The 16690-nt window shown below is 71.8% G+C and carries 12 protein-coding genes; 6 read left to right on the top strand and 6 right to left on the bottom strand.

Annotated elements, in window-relative coordinates:
- Positions 1-21: 21 nt before the first annotated feature.
- Entirely contained in the window at positions 22-579 is a 558-nt protein-coding gene (ssuE, locus tag ACQEVM_RS09590) for an NADPH-dependent FMN reductase (protein WP_433076889.1), read from the bottom strand.
- 27 nt (positions 580-606) lie between these two features.
- Positions 607-1548, bottom strand: coding sequence for a TauD/TfdA dioxygenase family protein (locus ACQEVM_RS09585; RefSeq protein WP_433076887.1), 942 nt, complete (start codon positions 1546-1548; stop codon positions 607-609).
- Positions 1549-2169: 621 nt separating this feature from the next.
- Here ACQEVM_RS09585 and ACQEVM_RS09580 point away from each other — a divergent pair.
- From ACQEVM_RS09580 to meaB, 4 genes are all read left to right on the top strand, one after another.
- Positions 2170-3477, top strand: a complete 1308-nt coding sequence (locus ACQEVM_RS09580; protein WP_433076885.1) for an ROK family protein — start codon at positions 2170-2172, stop codon at positions 3475-3477.
- 79 nt (positions 3478-3556) lie between these two features.
- Entirely contained in the window at positions 3557-5416 is a 1860-nt protein-coding gene (locus ACQEVM_RS09575) for a methylmalonyl-CoA mutase family protein (RefSeq protein WP_433076883.1), read from the top strand.
- Positions 5413-7602, top strand: a complete 2190-nt coding sequence (gene scpA / locus ACQEVM_RS09570) for a methylmalonyl-CoA mutase (protein ID WP_433076881.1) — start codon at positions 5413-5415, stop codon at positions 7600-7602. Before ACQEVM_RS09575 ends, scpA begins: the two co-directional genes overlap by 4 nt.
- A gap of 10 nt (positions 7603-7612) precedes the next feature.
- Complete coding sequence (gene meaB, locus ACQEVM_RS09565) at positions 7613-8596, top strand: methylmalonyl Co-A mutase-associated GTPase MeaB (RefSeq protein ID WP_361782611.1); 984 nt, start codon at positions 7613-7615, stop codon at positions 8594-8596.
- 84 nt (positions 8597-8680) lie between these two features.
- Here the strand turns inward: meaB and ACQEVM_RS09560 are convergent, their stop codons facing one another.
- Positions 8681-9682: an asparaginase gene (locus ACQEVM_RS09560; RefSeq protein ID WP_433076878.1), complete on the bottom strand. Its 1002-nt coding sequence runs from the start codon at positions 9680-9682 to the stop codon at positions 8681-8683.
- 123 nt (positions 9683-9805) lie between these two features.
- Here ACQEVM_RS09560 and ACQEVM_RS09555 point away from each other — a divergent pair, with 123 nt between their 5' ends.
- A complete protein-coding gene (locus tag ACQEVM_RS09555; RefSeq protein WP_351762359.1) occupies positions 9806-10261 on the top strand; it encodes an Lrp/AsnC family transcriptional regulator in 456 nt (151 codons plus the stop codon).
- Between the two features lie 99 nt (positions 10262-10360).
- On the opposite strand, the gene ACQEVM_RS09550 is transcribed toward ACQEVM_RS09555, so the two are convergent.
- A complete protein-coding gene (locus ACQEVM_RS09550) occupies positions 10361-11566 on the bottom strand; it encodes an MFS transporter (protein ID WP_433076875.1) in 1206 nt (401 codons plus the stop codon).
- A gap of 111 nt (positions 11567-11677) precedes the next feature.
- Here ACQEVM_RS09550 and ACQEVM_RS09545 point away from each other — a divergent pair, with 111 nt between their 5' ends.
- Positions 11678-12577, top strand: coding sequence for a LysR family transcriptional regulator (locus ACQEVM_RS09545; RefSeq protein WP_433076873.1), 900 nt, complete (start codon positions 11678-11680; stop codon positions 12575-12577).
- 179 nt (positions 12578-12756) lie between these two features.
- On the opposite strand, the gene ACQEVM_RS09540 is transcribed toward ACQEVM_RS09545, so the two are convergent.
- The gene (locus ACQEVM_RS09540; RefSeq protein WP_433076871.1) at positions 12757-14682 is read right to left on the bottom strand and encodes a GmrSD restriction endonuclease domain-containing protein; all 1926 of its coding nucleotides are present in this window, start codon (positions 14680-14682) and stop codon (positions 12757-12759) included.
- Between the two features lie 503 nt (positions 14683-15185).
- Positions 15186-16517 carry a class I SAM-dependent RNA methyltransferase gene (locus tag ACQEVM_RS09535; RefSeq protein WP_433076869.1) on the bottom strand — a complete coding sequence of 444 codons (1332 nt, stop codon included), beginning with the start codon at positions 16515-16517 and terminating at the stop codon, positions 15186-15188.
- Positions 16518-16690: the final 173 nt, after the last annotated feature.

The following is a 16690-nucleotide window of genomic DNA, read 5'->3' as shown; positions in this document are numbered from 1 at the left end:
TCCTTGTCGGTGCGTACGGGGTCAGTGAGCGGTGGTGAGGGCACCCGCGGGGGCGATGCGCAGCGCGTCGGCGAACTCGTCGACGGCCTGGTACAGGTCCAGCTCCGCCTCGGGCCGGAGCCGGTCCGGGCCTTCCCCGCGCTCGACGGCGGAGTCCAGGACGAAGCGGCCGGCGGTGACGTGCCGGGCGCCGAGCGCGGAGAGGACCGGGCGCAGGGCGTAGTCGATGGTCAGGACGTGGGCGAGGCTGCCGCCGGTGGCGATCGGCAGGACCGTCTTGCCCGCCAGGCCGTCCTGCGGGAGCAGGTCGAGGAAGGCCTTGAGCAGGCCGGTGTACGAGGCCTTGTAGATCGGGGTGGCGATGACCAGGCCGTCCGCCTCGGCCACGGCCTCCACCGCGCGGCGGATCTCGGGCTCGCCCCGGCGGGCGGAGAGCAGGTCGGCGGCGGGGAGTTCCCGTACGGCGAGGTGCGCGGTCTCGTACCCGGAGTGGGAGAGACGACGCAGCACCTGGTCGACGACCACGGCGGTACGGGAGTGGACGGAGGGGCTGCCGGTGATGGCGAGCAGCTTGGGCACGGGGCTCTCCTTGTGACGGCGGGCGGGTCAGACAGAGGCGGAGGAGGCGCCGGAGGCGATGCCGAACTCCGGGTCGGGCACGGTCTCCGGGCTGATCAGGCGCGACGGGCGTCCGTCGGGGCCGACGGGCACGTCGCCGTCGACGGTGACGCGGCGCAGGGTGCGCTCGTGGTCGTCGGAGTCGTCGACGCCGTAGTGCTGGGTGGCGCGGTTGTCCCAGATCGCGACGTCGCCGGCGCGCCACTGCCACCGGACGGTGTTCTCGGGGCTCTCGATGTGCGCCTGGAACAGGTCCCGGAGGACGCGGGAGTCCCGACCGGTGAGGCCGGTGATCCGCTGGACGAAGTTGCCGAGGAGCAGGGCGCGTTCGCCGGTCTCGGGGTGGACGCGGACCACCGGGTGCTCGGTGAGGAACGTGGTGGAGGTGAACACCTCGCGGTACTGGGTGAGGGCCTCGGGGAGCGCGTCGGGCCGAAGGGCCGCGTAGTCGTACTCGTTGGAGTGCACGGCGCGCAGGCCGTCGGCCAGGACCCGGAGCGCCTCCGGGAGGCCCGCGTAGGCGGTGGCGGTGTTGGCCCAGAGCGTGTTGCCGCCGTACGGGGGGATGGTGACGGCGCGGAGGATGGAGAAGGCGGGGTAGGCGGGGACGAAGGTGACGTCGGTGTGCCACTGGTTGGCGCGGGCGCCGTGGTCGGAGTCGATGCCGAGGGCGTACCGGCCGTCGGCGGAGGGCACGGTCGGGTGGGCGACCGGCGCGCCGAGCAACTGGGCGAACGCCTCGTGCGCGGCCTCGTCGAGGTGGTCCTGGCCGCGGAAGAAGACGACCTTGTGGGCGAGGAGGGCGGCACGGATCTCGGCGACGGTCTCGGCGGGCAGATCGCCGCCGAGGCGGACGCCGCCGATCTCGGCGCCGATGCGGCCGCCGATCCTGTCGACGGAGACAGCGGTGACAGCGGTGACGGTGGTCATGGGAACTCCCGGGTCAGAGGTTTATTTCCGCAGGGGAAGAAATGCCGGTACGCGAACGGGTCGCCCTGCGCGGCAATGGGCACGCACAGGGGACGGGGCGGAGGCGGTTCGGGCGCGGGGCGGCCTCGGCGGGCCGAGGGGTCACAGGACCCCGGAGCGGCGTCGCTCAGGCGCGGCGCGGGGCCGGAAGGCGGCCCTGACACTCGCCCGGCGCGGTACAGAAGCCGGGGGTGTGGAGCCGCGGGGCGAGGTGCTCGATCGCGGACATGGCTCGGAGCCTGTCAGCGCCCCCCGCCGGGGTCAACCCCCACCGCAGCCCCCGCCCCCACCCGCCGCCGAAACCCCGCCCAGCCGCCCTGACCTGCCGATTCCCCCCGCCGGAAACCCCCCGGGGCGCCCCGGACCCCGGCCGAAAACCATGGCCGGATTTCACGCCCCCGCAACGCCGCCGCCACGTCACCGGCCCCGGCCCCGGCCCCGACCACGACCACGAACCGCCGCCCGACCCCCACCCCCGGCCCCGCCGGTGCTTGAGGCGCCCGGCGCAGCCGGGACACACGGCAGACGACGGCAAGGCGGCCGGGCAGCGGCCCCCCGCCCGGCCGGGGTTACGGTCGCCCCATGCCCCCCACCCCCGGCGACAGCCGCGCGGCCTCCAACGCCGCCACCGTCCTGCGGACCGTCCTCGTACACGGCCCCGTCGCCCGCAGTGACGTCTCGGCGCTGAGCGGTCTCAGCCAGGCCGCCGTCTCACGCCAGACCACCGGACTGCTCCGCAGCGGCCTGCTGCGCGAACTCCCGCAGCCGGGCGGAACGGGCGAGGCCGCCGGGCCCGGCACCGCCGGCCGTCCCCGGATCCCGCTGGACCTGCACACCGGCGCCGTCGGTGGAGCGCTCGCCGCCGGACTGCACATCGGCGTGCCCGCCTCGAACTTCAGCCTGGTCGACCTCCGCGGCCACGTGGTGGCCCGCCGCACCCTCCCGCACACGGACGGACCACCGACCCCCGCCCACCTCGCGACGGAGCTGGGCCGTTTCCTCCGCGAGCACGGCCACACCACGCACGGGCACACCGGAACCACCGCAGAGCGGGCGTCGAAGCCCGCCCGCCGCCCCCTCCTGGGCGTCGGCGCGGCGCTCGGCGGCTGGATCCGCCCCGCCGAGGGGACCGTCGTACGGCACGAGGCGCTCGGTTGGTACGACAAGCCGCTCGCGGCCGAGCTGTCGGCCGCCCTGGGGTTGCCGGTGCACCTGGACAACCACGCCCGGGCCGTGGCCCGAGCCGAGATGCTGTTCGGGCACCCGTCGGCTCGCCGCAGCCTCGTGCACCTGTTCATCGGCAACGTGGTGGACGCCGCGTTCGGCATCGAGGGCACCGTCCACCAGGGCCCCGGTGCGGCTGCCGGCGACGTCGCCCACCTGCCCGTCCCCGAATCGACGGTCCGGTGCGCGTGCGGTCGTACGGGGTGCCTGCAGGCCACGGCGTCCGACACGGCCCTGGGCGCCGAGGCGGTGCGCCTGGGGATCGTTCCGGAGCCGGCCATCGGGTTGATCGTGGACGCGGCCGCCACTGGCGATCCCCGCGCCGACCGGCTGCTGCGCGGGCGGGCCCGCGCGGTGGGGCGGGCGGCGGCCCTGCTGCTGGACGTGTTCAACCCGGCGGTGCTGCTGGTCTCGGAGCTGTCGAGCATCCTGCACGAGGGCTATCTCGACGAGATCCGCGAGGCGGCGACGGCCCGGTCGCACGTCTGCGACGACCCGGCCCGGATCATCGGCCCGTACGCGGGCCCGGCGGTCCTCACCCAGGCGTCGGCGACGGTCCTGCTCGGCCCGCTGTTCCAGGACCCCGCCACCGCGCCCGTCCTCGCCGCCGCCACCGCGCCCACCGGCCTGTCCGAGATCGCCCCCCATACCCCTACTCGTGGGTAACTCACCCGCTGACCTGCGAGTGCGAGATCACATCCGGCGGTTCTGGTCTCGATTGAGCGACCCCCCTAGCATTCGAGCCATGACGGTCCTGCCTGACGACGGGCTCTCCCTGGCCGCCGAGTTTCCTGACGCGACACATGAGCAGTGGCAGCGCCTGGTTGAAGGCGTACTGCGCAAGTCGGGCAAGGAAGCCTCCGGCGAGGCAGCTGAAGACGCGTTGTCCACCACGCTTGAGGACGGGCTCCGCACCCGCCCGCTGTACACCGCACGCCCCGACGCGGAGGACACCGGCTTCCCCGGGTTCGCCCCCTTCGTCCGCGGCGGCACGCCCGAGGGCACGAGCGCGTCGGGCTGGGACGTACGCCAGCGACTCGCCGGCGGCGACCCCGTTCGGGTGAACGAGGCGGCCCTGGCGGACCTGGAGAACGGCACCACCTCCCTCTGGCTCACCCTGGGTCCCGGCGGGCTCCCGGTGGAAGGTCTCGCCCGCGCCCTGGACGGCGTCTACCTCGACCTCGCGCCCGTCACCCTCGACGCGGGCGCCGCGTACGCCGACGCCGCCCGCGCGCTGCTGGACCTGTACGCCGACCGCGGGGTGGCCCCCGAGGCCGCCCGTGCCTCGCTCGGCGTCGACCCGCTGGGGCACGAGGCCCGTACGGGTGAGCCGCTCGACCTCGCCGAGGCCGCCGCGCTCGCCCGGGAGACGGCCCCCGACTGGCCCCACGTGCGCACCCTGGTCGCGGACGCCCTGCCCTACCACGAGGCGGGCGGCAGCGCCGCCGAGGAGCTGGGGCTGTCCCTGGCCACCGGCGTCGCCTACCTCCGCGCCCTCACGGACGCCGGCATGGGCACCGAAGCGGCCTTCGGGCAGCTGGAATTCCGTTACGCGGCCACCGCCGACCAGTTCCTCACCATCGCCAAACTGCGCGCCGCGCGCCGGCTCTGGGCCCGGATCGGCGAGGCCTGCGGGGTCCCGGAGGCCGCCGCACAGCGCCAACACGCCGTCACCTCACCGGTGATGATGACCCGGCGCGACCCGTGGGTGAACATGCTCCGCACCACCGTCGCGTGCATGGCGGCGGGCGTGGCCGGCGCGGACTCCGTCACCGTGCTCCCCTTCGACCACGACCTGGGCCTGCCCGACGCGTTCGCGCGTCGCATCGCCCGCAACACCTCCACGATCCTGCTGGAGGAGTCGCACCTGGCCCGGGTGATCGACCCGGCCGGCGGTTCCTACTACGTCGAGCAGCTCACCACCGAACTCGCAGCAGCCGCATGGGAGTTCTTCCGTACGGTGGAGAAGGCGGGCGGTCTCCCCGAGGCCCTGCGGTCCGGGCTGGTCGCCGAGCGCCTGGCGGCCACCTGGGCCGAGCGTTCCAAGAAGCTCGCCAAGCGCCGCGAACCGATCACCGGCGTCAGCGAGTTCCCGAACCTGTCGGAGAAGCCCGTCGTACGCGAACCCGCGCCCGAGGGGCCGACCGGCGGACTGCCCCGCGTCCGGCGCGACGAGGCGTACGAGGCCCTGCGCGCCCGCGGTGACGCGCACCTCGCGGTGACCGGGGCCCGACCCCGGATCTTCCTGGCGGCCCTGGGGCCGGCGGCCGCGCACACCGGCCGCGCCACCTTCGCCTCGAACCTCTTCCAGGCGGGCGGCGTCGAGCCGGTGCACGACCCGGTGTCGGTGACCCCGGAGACGGCCGCCGCCGCCTACGCCGCGAGCGGCGCGGACGGCATGGCGGTGCTGTGCTCCAGCGACGCGCTGTACGAGGAGCAGGCCGAGGCGGTGGCCGCGGCCCTGCGCTCGGCGGGCGCCACGACCGTGTTCCTCGCCGGCAGGCCCGGTACCGCCGGGCAGGCCGTGGACGAGTACGTCTTCGCCGGCTGCGACGCGGTCGCCGTACTGTCCTCCGTACTCGACCGGATGGGAGTGGCCCCGTGAGCGGCATCCCCGACTTCTCCGAACTCGCACTGAACGGCGACGCGACGGCCGGTGTCTCCGAGGAGCAGTGGCGCGCCGCCGTCAAGGAGTCCACCGGCAGCGGCGCCTCCGACCTGCTGTGGGAGACGCCCGAGGGCATCGGCGTCAAGCCCCTGTACACCGGGCGGGACCTGGAGGGCCTGGACTTCCTGCGGACGTATCCGGGTGTGGCCCCGTACCTGCGCGGCCCCTACCCGACGATGTACGTCAACCAGCCCTGGACGATCCGGCAGTACGCCGGTTTCTCCACGGCCGAGGAGTCCAACGCCTTCTACCGGCGCAACCTCGCGGCCGGCCAGAAGGGTCTGTCGATCGCCTTCGACCTGCCCACGCACCGCGGCTACGACAGCGACCACCCGCGCGTGACGGGCGATGTCGGCATGGCGGGCGTGGCCATCGACTCGATCTACGACATGAGGCAGCTGTTCGACGGGATCCCGTTGGACAAGATGACGGTGTCGATGACGATGAACGGCGCCGTGCTGCCGGTCCTCGCGCTGTACATCGTGGCGGCGGAGGAGCAGGGCGTCTCCCCCGAAAAGCTCGCCGGGACCATCCAGAACGACATCCTCAAAGAGTTCATGGTCCGCAACACCTACATCTATCCGCCGAAGCCCTCGATGCGGATCATCTCGGACATCTTCGCCTTCACCTCGCAGAAGATGCCCCGGTACAACTCCATCTCGATCTCCGGCTACCACATCCAGGAAGCGGGGGCGACGGCCGACCTGGAGCTGGCGTACACCCTCGCGGACGGCGTGGAGTACCTGCGGGCCGGGCAGGCCGTGGGGCTGGACGTGGACGCGTTCGCTCCCCGGTTGTCCTTCTTCTGGGCCATCGGGATGAACTTCTTCATGGAGGTCGCCAAGCTGCGCGCGGCCCGGCTGCTGTGGGCGCGCCTGGTCAAGCAGTTCGACCCGAAGAACCCCAAGTCGCTGTCGCTGCGCACCCACTCGCAGACCTCCGGTTGGTCGCTGACGGCCCAGGACGTCTTCAACAACGTCACGCGCACCTGCATCGAGGCGATGGCGGCGACCCAGGGGCACACCCAGTCGCTGCACACCAACGCCCTCGACGAGGCCCTCGCCCTGCCGACGGACTTCTCGGCGCGCATCGCCCGCAACACGCAGTTGCTGCTCCAGCAGGAGTCGGGGACCTGCCGGTCGATCGACCCGTGGGGCGGCAGCGCGTACGTCGAGAAGCTGACCTACGACCTCGCGCGGCGGGCCTGGCAGCACATCGAGGAGGTCGAGGCGGCCGGCGGCATGGCCCAGGCCATCGACGCGGGCATCCCGAAGCTGCGCGTGGAGGAGGCCGCGGCCCGTACGCAGGCGCGGATCGACTCCGGCCGGCAGCCGGTGATCGGCGTGAACAAGTACCGCGTGGAGACCGACGAGCAGATCGACGTCCTCAAGGTCGACAACTCGTCGGTGCGCGCGCAGCAGATCGCCAAGCTGCGGCGGCTGCGCGAGGAGCGCGACGAGGCGGTCACCCAGGACACCCTGCGGGCGCTGACGAACGCGGCCGGCAGCGGCGAGGGCAACCTGTTGGCGCTCGCGGTCGACGCGGCCCGCGCCAAGGCGACCGTGGGTGAGATCTCGGACGCCCTGGAGAAGGTCTACGGGCGTCACGCGAGCCAGATCCGTACCATCTCGGGTGTGTACCGCATGGAAGCAGGCGAGTCCCCGTCCGTGGAGCGCACCCGTGCGCTCGTCGACCGGTTCGAGGAGGCGGAGGGCCGTCGTCCGCGCATCCTGGTCGCCAAGATGGGCCAGGACGGGCACGACCGCGGCCAGAAGGTGATCGCCACCGCCTTCGCCGACCTGGGATTCGACGTGGACGTCGGCCCGCTGTTCCAGACCCCGGCGGAGGTGGCCCGCCAGGCCGTCGAGGCGGACGTCCACGTGGTGGGCGTGTCGTCGCTGGCGGCCGGTCACCTGACCCTCGTGCCGGCGCTGCGCGAGCAGCTCGCGGAGGAGGGGCGCGAGGACATCATGATCGTGGTGGGCGGGGTGATCCCGCCCGCGGACGTGCCGACGCTGCTGGAGATGGGTGCCACGGCGGTCTTCCCGCCGGGCACGGTGATCCCGGACGCGGCCCACGACCTGGTGACGCGGCTGGCCGCGAATCTCGGGCACGAGCTGTAGGCGGGCGTCGATGCCGAAGATCGACATCGAGGCGTACGCGAAGGGGGTCCTCGACGGGAAGCGCGCGTTCGTCGCGCGCGCCATCACGCTCGTCGAGTCCACCCTGCCCGCCCACCGGGCGTTGGCCCAGCAGCTCCTGACGGAGTTGCTCCCCCACTCGGGGCGCGCGCGCCGGATCGGCATCAGCGGCGTCCCGGGGGTGGGCAAGTCCACCTTCATCGACGCCTTCGGCACGATGCTCACGGCACTGGGCCACCGGGTGGCGGTCCTGGCCGTGGACCCGTCCTCCACCCGCACGGGCGGCTCCATCCTGGGCGACAAGACCCGGATGGAGCGCCTCGCGGTGGATCCGGCGGCCTTCGTCCGGCCCTCCCCCTCGGCGGGCACGCTGGGCGGGGTCGCCAAGGCCACCCGTGAGTCGATGATCGTGATGGAGGCGGCGGGCTACGACGTGGTCCTCGTCGAGACGGTCGGTGTCGGCCAATCGGAGACGACCGTGGCCGGCATGGTCGACTCCTTCCTCCTGCTCTCGCTGGCCCGTACGGGCGATCAGCTCCAGGGCATCAAGAAGGGCGTCCTGGAACTGGCCGACGTGCTGGCCGTGAACAAGGCGGACGGCCCGCACGAGCGCGACGCGAAGGCGGCGGCGCGTGAACTGGCGGGCGCGCTGCGGCTGATGCACCCGGCGGACGCGGCCTGGACCCCGCCGGTCCTGACGTGCAGCGCACGGGAGTCGGCGGGTCTGGACGAGATCTGGAACCGCCTGGAGCAGCATCGCCGGCTGCTGGAGGCGGGGGGCCGGCTGGCCGCGAAGCGGGCCGCGCAGCAGGTGGAGTGGACCTGGTCGATGGTGCGCGAGGAGCTGTTGGAGCGGCTGCGCGCCGATCCGGCCGTACGCGATCTCGCGCCCGCGCTGGAGGCCTCGGTGCGGGAGGGCACCCTGACGCCCACGCTGGCGGCGGACCGGATCCTGAAGGCCTTCCACGCTTCCTGACGGGCCCGGGGCGGCGGAGCGCGGGGCCGTACGGCGAGGGGGCGGGTACGGGGATCCCCGTACCCGCCCCCTCGCCGTACGCGGTCAGGCCTCGACCAGCACCGGCCCGCCGGAGGCCAGGGCGTCGCGCAGGACCCGTACCCGTTCGCCCGGCTCGACGTCCGCGAGCAGTGCGGACAGCACGGCGATGCGCACCTGACCCGCGCGCAGCGTTCCGGAGGGGACGGCGCCGGCGGCGACGAGGTCGACCGCCCCGCCGTGCGTGTAGATCTCCGTGACCGGCCCGGCGGCGACGCGCGTGGTCAGGGCGACCAGCACGCCCCGCTCGACGGCGTCCCGTACCGCGTCGACGATCTCGGGCGTGGCGTTGCCCGCCCCGGTGCCGACGAGGACGATGCCGCGCGCGCCCGCCTCGACGGCGGCGTTCAGGAGCACCGGATCGCCGTCGGCGTGGTGCATCACCATGTCCACGCGGGGCGGCAGTTCCGGCATGGAGGGCAGGGCGAGCGGGGTCGGCCGCTGCGGGGTGCGCAGCATGGTGACCTTGCCGAAGCCGATCTTCCCGAGCAGTTCCTTCGAGGGGTCGGCGAACGCGTCCGGGGCCACGGCCTGGGTCTTCACGGTCCCGCGCGCGGCGTGCACCCGTCCGGCGAAGGTGATCAGGACGCCGAGCCCGCGGGTGGAGGCGGCTGTGAGCAGCGCGTCGTACAGGTTGCCCGGTCCGTCGCCGTCCGCGGAGCCCATGGGCAGTTGCGAGCCGGTGAAGACGACGGTGCGCGGGTCGTGGTGGTGGAGGTCGACGAGGAAGGCCGACTCCTCCAGGGTGTCGGTTCCGTGGGTGACGACGATGCCGTCGACGTCGGGGTCGGCGAGGACCTCGTGGACGGTGCGGAGCAGGGTCAGCTGGTGGGCGGTGGTGAGCCGGGGGCTGTTGACGCTGAACAGGTCCACCACCTCGACGGTGATCCCCTCGGGGAGCGGGGCGGTGGCCATCACCTCGCTGCCGTCGGCGTCGGCCGCGAAGCCGGACCCCTGCCAGCGGCTGGCTATCGTTCCGCCGGTGCTGATGACGACGATGCGTCCCATGCCCGCCCTTCCCTCACGCCTGATCGCACACAATTCCGATAAAGGCAATGATAGTAAGATCTACGCGCAATGAGATTGCCACTTTGGGCACCGCCGTAACATTCGGTGGTGGATGATTGCGCCATGGATGCCATCGATCGCGAAATCTTGCGCGAGCTTCAGCAGGACGGCCGCCTCAGCAACCAGGAGCTGGCCCAGCGCGTCGGTCTGACCCCCTCCCCCTGCATGCGCCGGGTACGCCAACTGGAACAGGACGGGGTGATCCAGGGCTACCGCGCGGTGATCGACCCCGAGGCGGTGGGCCGCGGCTTCGAGGTGCTGGTCTCCGTCGAGGTGCGGCGCGACCGCGAGGCGGTCGAGGCCTTCGAGGCGGCCCTCCAGGACATCCCCGACGTCATCGAGGCCTACCGCCTGTTCGGCAGCCCGGGCTGCCTGCTGCGCATCGCCGTCGCCGACCTGCGCGCCTACGAACGCCTGTGGATCGAACAGCTCACCGCGCTGTCCGGGATCACCGAGGTCAACTCGCAGATCATCATGAAGCGCGTCAAGGACCACACGGGCCTGCCCGTGGACCTGTGACCGCGGACCCCGGGCCGGACCGAGCGGTCAGCGGCGGAAGTCCGACGGGTCGATCGAGGCCAGCCGCTTGACGAGCGCAGTCCCCGCGCGGCGGTCGGCTCAGAGCCGGCCGCTGTCGGGGGCCCGGCCCAGGGCCGTGACCAGCAGGGCGCCGGCCGCGAGCGCGCCGCCCAGCCACATCACCGCGCTGACCCCGGCGCCGTCCGCCGCGAGGCCGCCGACCAGCGCGCCCAGGGCGATGGCCCCGTTGAACACGCCGACGAACAGCGAGGACGCCGCCTCCCGCGCGTCGGGCGCGGCGGCCAGCAGCCAGGTCTGCGTACTGACGGACACACCGCCGTAGGACAGCCCCCACACCGCGAGCAGCACACCGGCCGTCAGCACGGAACCGCCGAGCACCGGCACCAGGGCGACCGTCGCCGCGAGGACCACGCTGATCACGAGCAGGGTGGCGCGCGGGGAGCGCCCGGCACCGGAGCCCGCGGCGAAGTTGCCGATGACGCCCGCGACCCCGTACACGAGGAGCAGCGTGCCGATCAGACCCGCGCTCGCGCCGGAGACCTCCTCCAGCACGGGCCGTACGTACGTGTAGGCGGCGAAGTGTCCGGTCACCAACAGGGCCACCACCATCAGCCCGGTCCGTACCGGCGGCCGGCCGAACAACCGCATCACCCCGCTCAACCGGACCTCCTGCTCCGCGGGGAGCCGCGGCAGCAACACCGCGAGCGCCACCAGGACCACCAGGGCCAGGGCCGCGATCACCACGAACGCGGTCCGCCAGTCGGCGAGTTCACCGATGTACGTGCCCGCGGGGACGCCGAGCACGGACGCCACGGCGATACCGCTGAAGACGAGCGAGGTCGCCGGACCGATCGACTTCGGCGGCACCAGCCGTACCGCCAGCCCCGCCGCGATCGACCACACACCGCCCATCCCGATGCCGACGAGCACGCGCGCCACGACCATCACCGCGAAGTTCGGGGCCCAGGCCGCGATCAGGTTGCCGGCGGTCAACACCAACATCAACGCGCACAGCACGGTCCGCCGGTCGAACCGACCCAACAACGGGGTCAACAGCGGCGCGGACAACGCGCCGACGAGCCCGGTGATGGTCAGCGTCAGCCCGGCGGTGCCCTCGGTCACCCGCAGCGCGTCCCCGATGGGCGTCAGCAGGCCCACGGGCAGCATCTCGGACGTCACCACGGTGAAGGTCGCACTGGCGACCGCCACGACGCCCAACCAACCGCGGGTCGCCGAGCGCTCCGACACCCCGGCGGTGTCTGCAATTTCCTCAGTCTGTGCCATGCCCTCAGCCAACCCGTCGCGACCTGCGGGAACAACGGCCGATCCCTCATCCTTCGATGAGCGGGACTACTCGATCGGCCGCCGAGCGGCGGCAGTGTAGAAAGGAACACCATGAGCGGTGTGGAGATACGCGAGCTGGAGGTGTTCCTCGCCCTCGCACAGGAGTTGCACTTCGGACGGGCGGGCGAACGCCTGTACGTCTCACAGAGCCGGGTCAGTCAACTGCTGCGCTCGCTGGAGAGCCGCATCGGCGCCCCGCTCGTCGAACGCACCAGCCGCCGGGTCAGCCTGACCCCCCTGGGCGAGAACTTCCTGGCCGCACTCCGACCCGCCTACGACGCCCTGCGCGCCACCGTCGACGACGCCCGGGCCGCCGCCCGCGGCATGGGCGGCACCCTGCGCATCGGCTTCCAGGGCACCGTCGACGACTACCTCAGCCAAGCCATCGCCCGCTTCGGCGACCGCTACCCGGACTGCGCGATCGACATCGTCGAGGTCCCGCTCTCCGACCCGTTCGGACCGCTGCGCCGCCAAGAGGTCGACTGCGCGGTGGTCCTCCTCCCCGTCTCCGAGGACGACCTCGTCCTCGGCCCCGTCTTCTCCCGCCAGCCGCAGACCCTCGCGGTCTCCGTCCGCCACCCCTTCGCCGCCCGAGACACCCTGTCCGCCGAGGAACTCGCCGACTGCAGACTCATCGGCATCGACGGCACCGCCCCCGCCTACTGGCGCCAGGCCCAGGCCCCCGACCACACCCCCGGCGGCCTCCCCGTCCCCGCCGGCCCCAGCGTCAACACCCTCCAGGAGGGCCTCAGCCTGACCGCCGCCGACCGCGGCGCGATGCTCCTGTGCCGCTCCACCGCCGACTACCACGGCCGCCGCGACTCCCTGACCTTCGTCCCCGTCCAAGGCCTCCCCGACTCCGAACTCGGCCTGGTCCGCCCCCGCACCCGCCCGTCCCCCCAATCGGAAGCCTTCGCCGAAGCCCTGACGGAAGCAACGGGCACGCCCTGAACGGACCCCTGGTCCACACTCGGACCAGATCGGCCGGCCTCCGGTCGGGTGAAGGTCCCGGGCGGCGTCGGCTGGTCGGAGGTTGCCGATCCGGGCTCCGGCCCGCGTTGCGCGCTTGGCTCGGTCGCCGGCGTCGCTTAACCGACGCGTGTACGCACCCGCTCAGGGCCGAGGCCCCCCTAGCGGATGCTCTGGAGCAGATTCCCCGTGGCGGTGACCGTCCAGAACGCCCACCCGTTGCGGTTCGGATTGACTTGCGGGTTGATGGCCCGCACAACGGCGACTGCCGCTCCACTGGGCGACTCGTGCTCGCCTCGGCCGGGCCCGGAGTGAATCGTCACGATGCGTGATGAGGGATCGTAGAAGGCCTGGGTACGCCGCCCCTCGTAGATCGCATGGATCTCGATGCCGTGCTCTGTCCTGAGCCCCTGAATCCGCGCTCCAACGAGCGTGGGTGCGGTTCCGTCCTCTGCGATCACCGCCTCGTCGTCCGGCAGTTCGTCGATGTGCTGGGGGGCTGCCTGCCCGACGTAGGCAGGAAGCCCCAGCATCCCGTTGAGGACGTTGGCCAGCAGGGCTCTGCGCGCGCCCAGGAAGTCCGGGAAACGTTCGAGGGACCGCAGCTCCGGGCCGCCGGGAATCCACTGTTCGGCCAGCCGCTCGGAAGCGACGCTCTGCATGTATTCGTCGGGGAGCCTGGACGAGATCATCTTGTTCGTCTGACCGGTGATGAAAGCCAGGTTGGCCAGACTGTTCCACTCCTCCTTCGCATAAACCGACTGCACCCGAGCGCGCGGGAACACGTGATGGAACTCGATCTTCGCACCGGTGTTCATCGGCTGGTCGTTGATCGTGATGTTGGTCGCCCAGTCCCGCGCTCCGCCCCGCAGCGCGGCGATGTACAGGAGCCTGAAGAACGGATGGGTGGAGTACTTCTGCTCCAGGTCTCTGGGATGGAGAGAACTGTCGGCGGAACGGGGCCCGGAGGCCCGACGGATGAGTTCAACGAACAGGTCCTCTCCGCCCCGTGCTCGGATCAGCCTGGCCTCCGCTTCCAGCTTTCCTTCGACTTGCAGCGAGTAGTGACTGAATGCCATCGCCGTGTAAACCCACCTGCGTAGCAACTGCGCCTCACCCGGACGCAGTTTGCCGCCTCGATCATGCAACAGGAGTGCCGGCACGATCGTGAGATTGGGGGACGAGAGGATCTCGGACCGGGGAATCGAGCACTCAGCCCGCAGAAAGTCGATGGCCAGGCGCAACGCCGCTTCGGTGGCCTGCCAGGCTTCCTTCAGGGCGGCTTCGTCGACCTCCGCCCCGATGAGCTTGATGTGGTGTGCGCCGGCCCCAGCGAGAAGGCTCATGAGGCGAAGCACGGCCTCCCTGTTCAGCGCGAAGTTGCCGTCCTGTAGTTCCTGATGGAATGCATCCATGGTGTCGAGGCCGTCGGACCAACGCGCCGCGATGGCGCTGTACACGAGATCCCCCTTGGACAGCCGGCGACCGCCCTTGTTCAGGCGGGCAAAAAGCTCCGCGACCTCCTCGTAGTCATCGGACTCGTAAGTGATGACGGCGATCTGATGGTGCCGGATGTTGTTCACCTTTTGCAGCCGATGCGTCCACGCGGAAAAGCTCGGATCCGTGAGAGGCACGCCGGCGTCGTGCAGCACCTGATAGAACTGCACGTTCTCCTGCAACAGCAGCGACACGGGAAACAGCAGGGGATCCTTGCGCTGAACCGCGCTGGGATTGACGAACTCCTCGGTACGCACATCGAAGCGCAGATCGATGAGACGTCCGTCGGCCTTCGATTCCGGCCGGTACACCCAGGCCAGGGAAGTCAGCCGCTGCTGGCCGTCCAGCAAGTAAAGCGGCTGGTGCTGCGACTTGGCGGTTTGGACGACGGCAGCTGTTTTGAAGGGAACGGTCAGGTTGGTCTTCCACAGCAGCAGGGCACCGACCGGGTACCCCCGGTAGAGCGAATCGAACAGGTCCCGAACGTCGGGCCGCATCCATACGAAGTCACGTTGGATGGAGGGGATCACGACCCTGCCGGTCAGCAGGTCCTCCACCTGCGTGATGATCTTGTCGTTCGCCAATCCCATGACTCCCCCAACTCACTTGCCGGCCAGGGGGCATGCTACCGATCGCGAGTAATGCAACGTCAGGAATGTTGCAGAGCGGGCAGCCCCAGCACCCGCCCGCAGATCGCCGACCGGCCCCGATCGCAGCCCTTCAGAGCAGTCACGTCCGGTTCGCGGCCGAAGGCGGTGCACGGACGCCAACCAGCCGGCCGGGCATCCCGGGAGGCGCCACTGCGCATCGCCTGCAGACGGGGCAAGGATGCGGAAGCGGCCCGGTCACGATCGTGGCCGGGCCGCGCGGGCAGACCGCTACAACGCGGCCCGAGACGCTTCTGGTTGACGTCCCACCAGGACTCGTGCGTCGAGCGTCAAGGTGCTGGGCAATCCGATGAAACACGACGGCCGAACGTCCGCCTTGGCCAACCAGAACCGCTGTTCAGGGCGCGGCTGTTGTGGCTGTCGGCGCCCGCCTGACACCCGCCCGAATCAGGCGGGGTGGACTGCCGGAACGGAGAAGCCCCAGCTCAGGCGCCCTTCGCCACCGGCTCCAGGATCGCCACGCACTCCACGTGGTGCGTCATCGGGAACAGGTCGAAGACGCGCAGCGTGCGGACCTTGTAGCCGTTCTCCTTGAAGTAGCCCAGGTCGCGCGCCAGGGCCGCCGGGTCGCAGGCCACGTACGCGATGCGGCGCGGTGTGAGGCCGGCGATCTGCTTGACCGTCTGCTTGCCGGCGCCGGCGCGGGGCGGGTCGAGGACGACCAGGTCGCACTCGGTGATGCCGGTCTTCGGGAGGATCTGCTCGACCTTGCCCTGCTCGATCCGGACCCGGGGGAAGTCGGTCAGGTTGTGGCGGGCGTCCTCGACGGCGCGCTTCGTCGACTCGATGCCGAGTACCGCGCCGGTCTCGCCGAGGCGTTCGGCGAGCGCGCCCGCGAAGATGCCGACGCCGCAGTAGAGGTCGAGGGCCATCTCGCCCTTGCGCGGCATCAGGCCCTGCATGACGGCCTTGATCAGGGTGTCGGCGGCCTGGGGGTGGACCTGCCAGAAGCCGCCCATGCCGACGCGGTAGGTGCGGCCGTCGGCGCGCTCGCGGACGAAGGGGCGGCCGTGGACGCGGTGGACTCCGCCGTCCTTCTCCTCGACGCGCAGGACCGAGACGGGCTTGTCGAGTTCGACGAGCGGGAGCCGGCCGCCGGGGCGGGGGGTGAGGACCACCTGGCGGTCGTTCGAACCGGAGGCGGCGATGGCCTCCACCGACGCCATCTGGGGCCAGTCCTGCTGTTCGATGCCGAGTTCGCTGACGCCGGGGGCGGCGATCATGCAGTGGTCGACCGGCTCGATGTCGTGCGAGCGGTGCTTGCGCAGGCCCACCCGGCCGTCGTCGTCGATCGCGAACTGGACCCGGGTGCGCCACTGCGGTACCTGGCCGGCGGGCAGCTTGTCGCCTTCGGCGGGCATGACGGTGCCGTCCCAGCCGGCTTCCTCCGGGGTGAGGCCGGCGAGGCGCTTCAGCTGCTCGGCGACGACCTCGCCCTTGAGCCGGCGCTGGGCGCCCGGCTTGGCGTGCTGCCAGTCGCAGCCGCCGCACTTGCCGGGGCCGGCGTACGGGCAGGGGGCCTCGACGCGGTCCTTGGAGGGGTCCAGGACGGTGATGGCGTCGGCGCGCAGGAAGCGGGAGTCGACGTCGCCTTCGGTGACCTTGGCGACGACCTTCTCGCCGGGCAGGGTGTGGCGGACGAACAGGACCCGGCCCTCGGCGGTGCGGGCGATGCAGTGGCCTCCGTGCGCGACGGGGCCGACCTCGACCTCGTACTCCTCCCCGACCAGTGACTGCTTCTCGATCTGCTCGGTCATGGTGGGGAGACTCCAAAAGCTGAAAGCTGAAAAGGAACGGCCGGACGACCGACCCACCAGTTTACGTGGATCTCGTCCGGCCGTTCACCAACCCGGACCCGGGGCGTTCGCGGGCACTGCCGCGGCGATCCCGGGCGCTGTCGTGGCAGCTCCCGGGGCCCCGCAGGGCCGCT

The organism is Streptomyces sp. CA-243310, from assembly GCF_050936775.1.
Taxonomy (GTDB): Bacteria; Actinomycetota; Actinomycetes; order Streptomycetales; family Streptomycetaceae; genus Streptomyces.
The sequence above is the reverse complement of the archived record's forward strand: the minus strand, read 5'-3'. Positions and strand labels throughout refer to the sequence as shown.

What these genes read in the sequence shown, in the direction of transcription:
- ACQEVM_RS09535 (WP_433076869.1), bottom strand. Translation starts at nt 16,517, where the DNA reads ATGACCGAGCAGATCGAGAAGCAGTCACTGGTCGGGGAGGAGTACGAG.
- ACQEVM_RS09580 (WP_433076885.1), top strand. Translation starts at nt 2,170, where the DNA reads ATGCCCCCCACCCCCGGCGACAGCCGCGCGGCCTCCAACGCCGCCACC.
- ACQEVM_RS09550 (WP_433076875.1), bottom strand. Translation starts at nt 11,566, where the DNA reads ATGGCACAGACTGAGGAAATTGCAGACACCGCCGGGGTGTCGGAGCGC.
- ACQEVM_RS09585 (WP_433076887.1), bottom strand. Translation starts at nt 1,548, where the DNA reads ATGACCACCGTCACCGCTGTCACCGCTGTCTCCGTCGACAGGATCGGC.
- ACQEVM_RS09575 (WP_433076883.1), top strand. Translation starts at nt 3,557, where the DNA reads ATGACGGTCCTGCCTGACGACGGGCTCTCCCTGGCCGCCGAGTTTCCT.
- ACQEVM_RS09560 (WP_433076878.1), bottom strand. Translation starts at nt 9,682, where the DNA reads ATGGGACGCATCGTCGTCATCAGCACCGGCGGAACGATAGCCAGCCGC.
- ACQEVM_RS09545 (WP_433076873.1), top strand. Translation starts at nt 11,678, where the DNA reads ATGAGCGGTGTGGAGATACGCGAGCTGGAGGTGTTCCTCGCCCTCGCA.
- ACQEVM_RS09555 (WP_351762359.1), top strand. Translation starts at nt 9,806, where the DNA reads ATGGATGCCATCGATCGCGAAATCTTGCGCGAGCTTCAGCAGGACGGC.
- ACQEVM_RS09540 (WP_433076871.1), bottom strand. Translation starts at nt 14,682, where the DNA reads ATGGGATTGGCGAACGACAAGATCATCACGCAGGTGGAGGACCTGCTG.
- meaB (WP_361782611.1), top strand. Translation starts at nt 7,613, where the DNA reads ATGCCGAAGATCGACATCGAGGCGTACGCGAAGGGGGTCCTCGACGGG.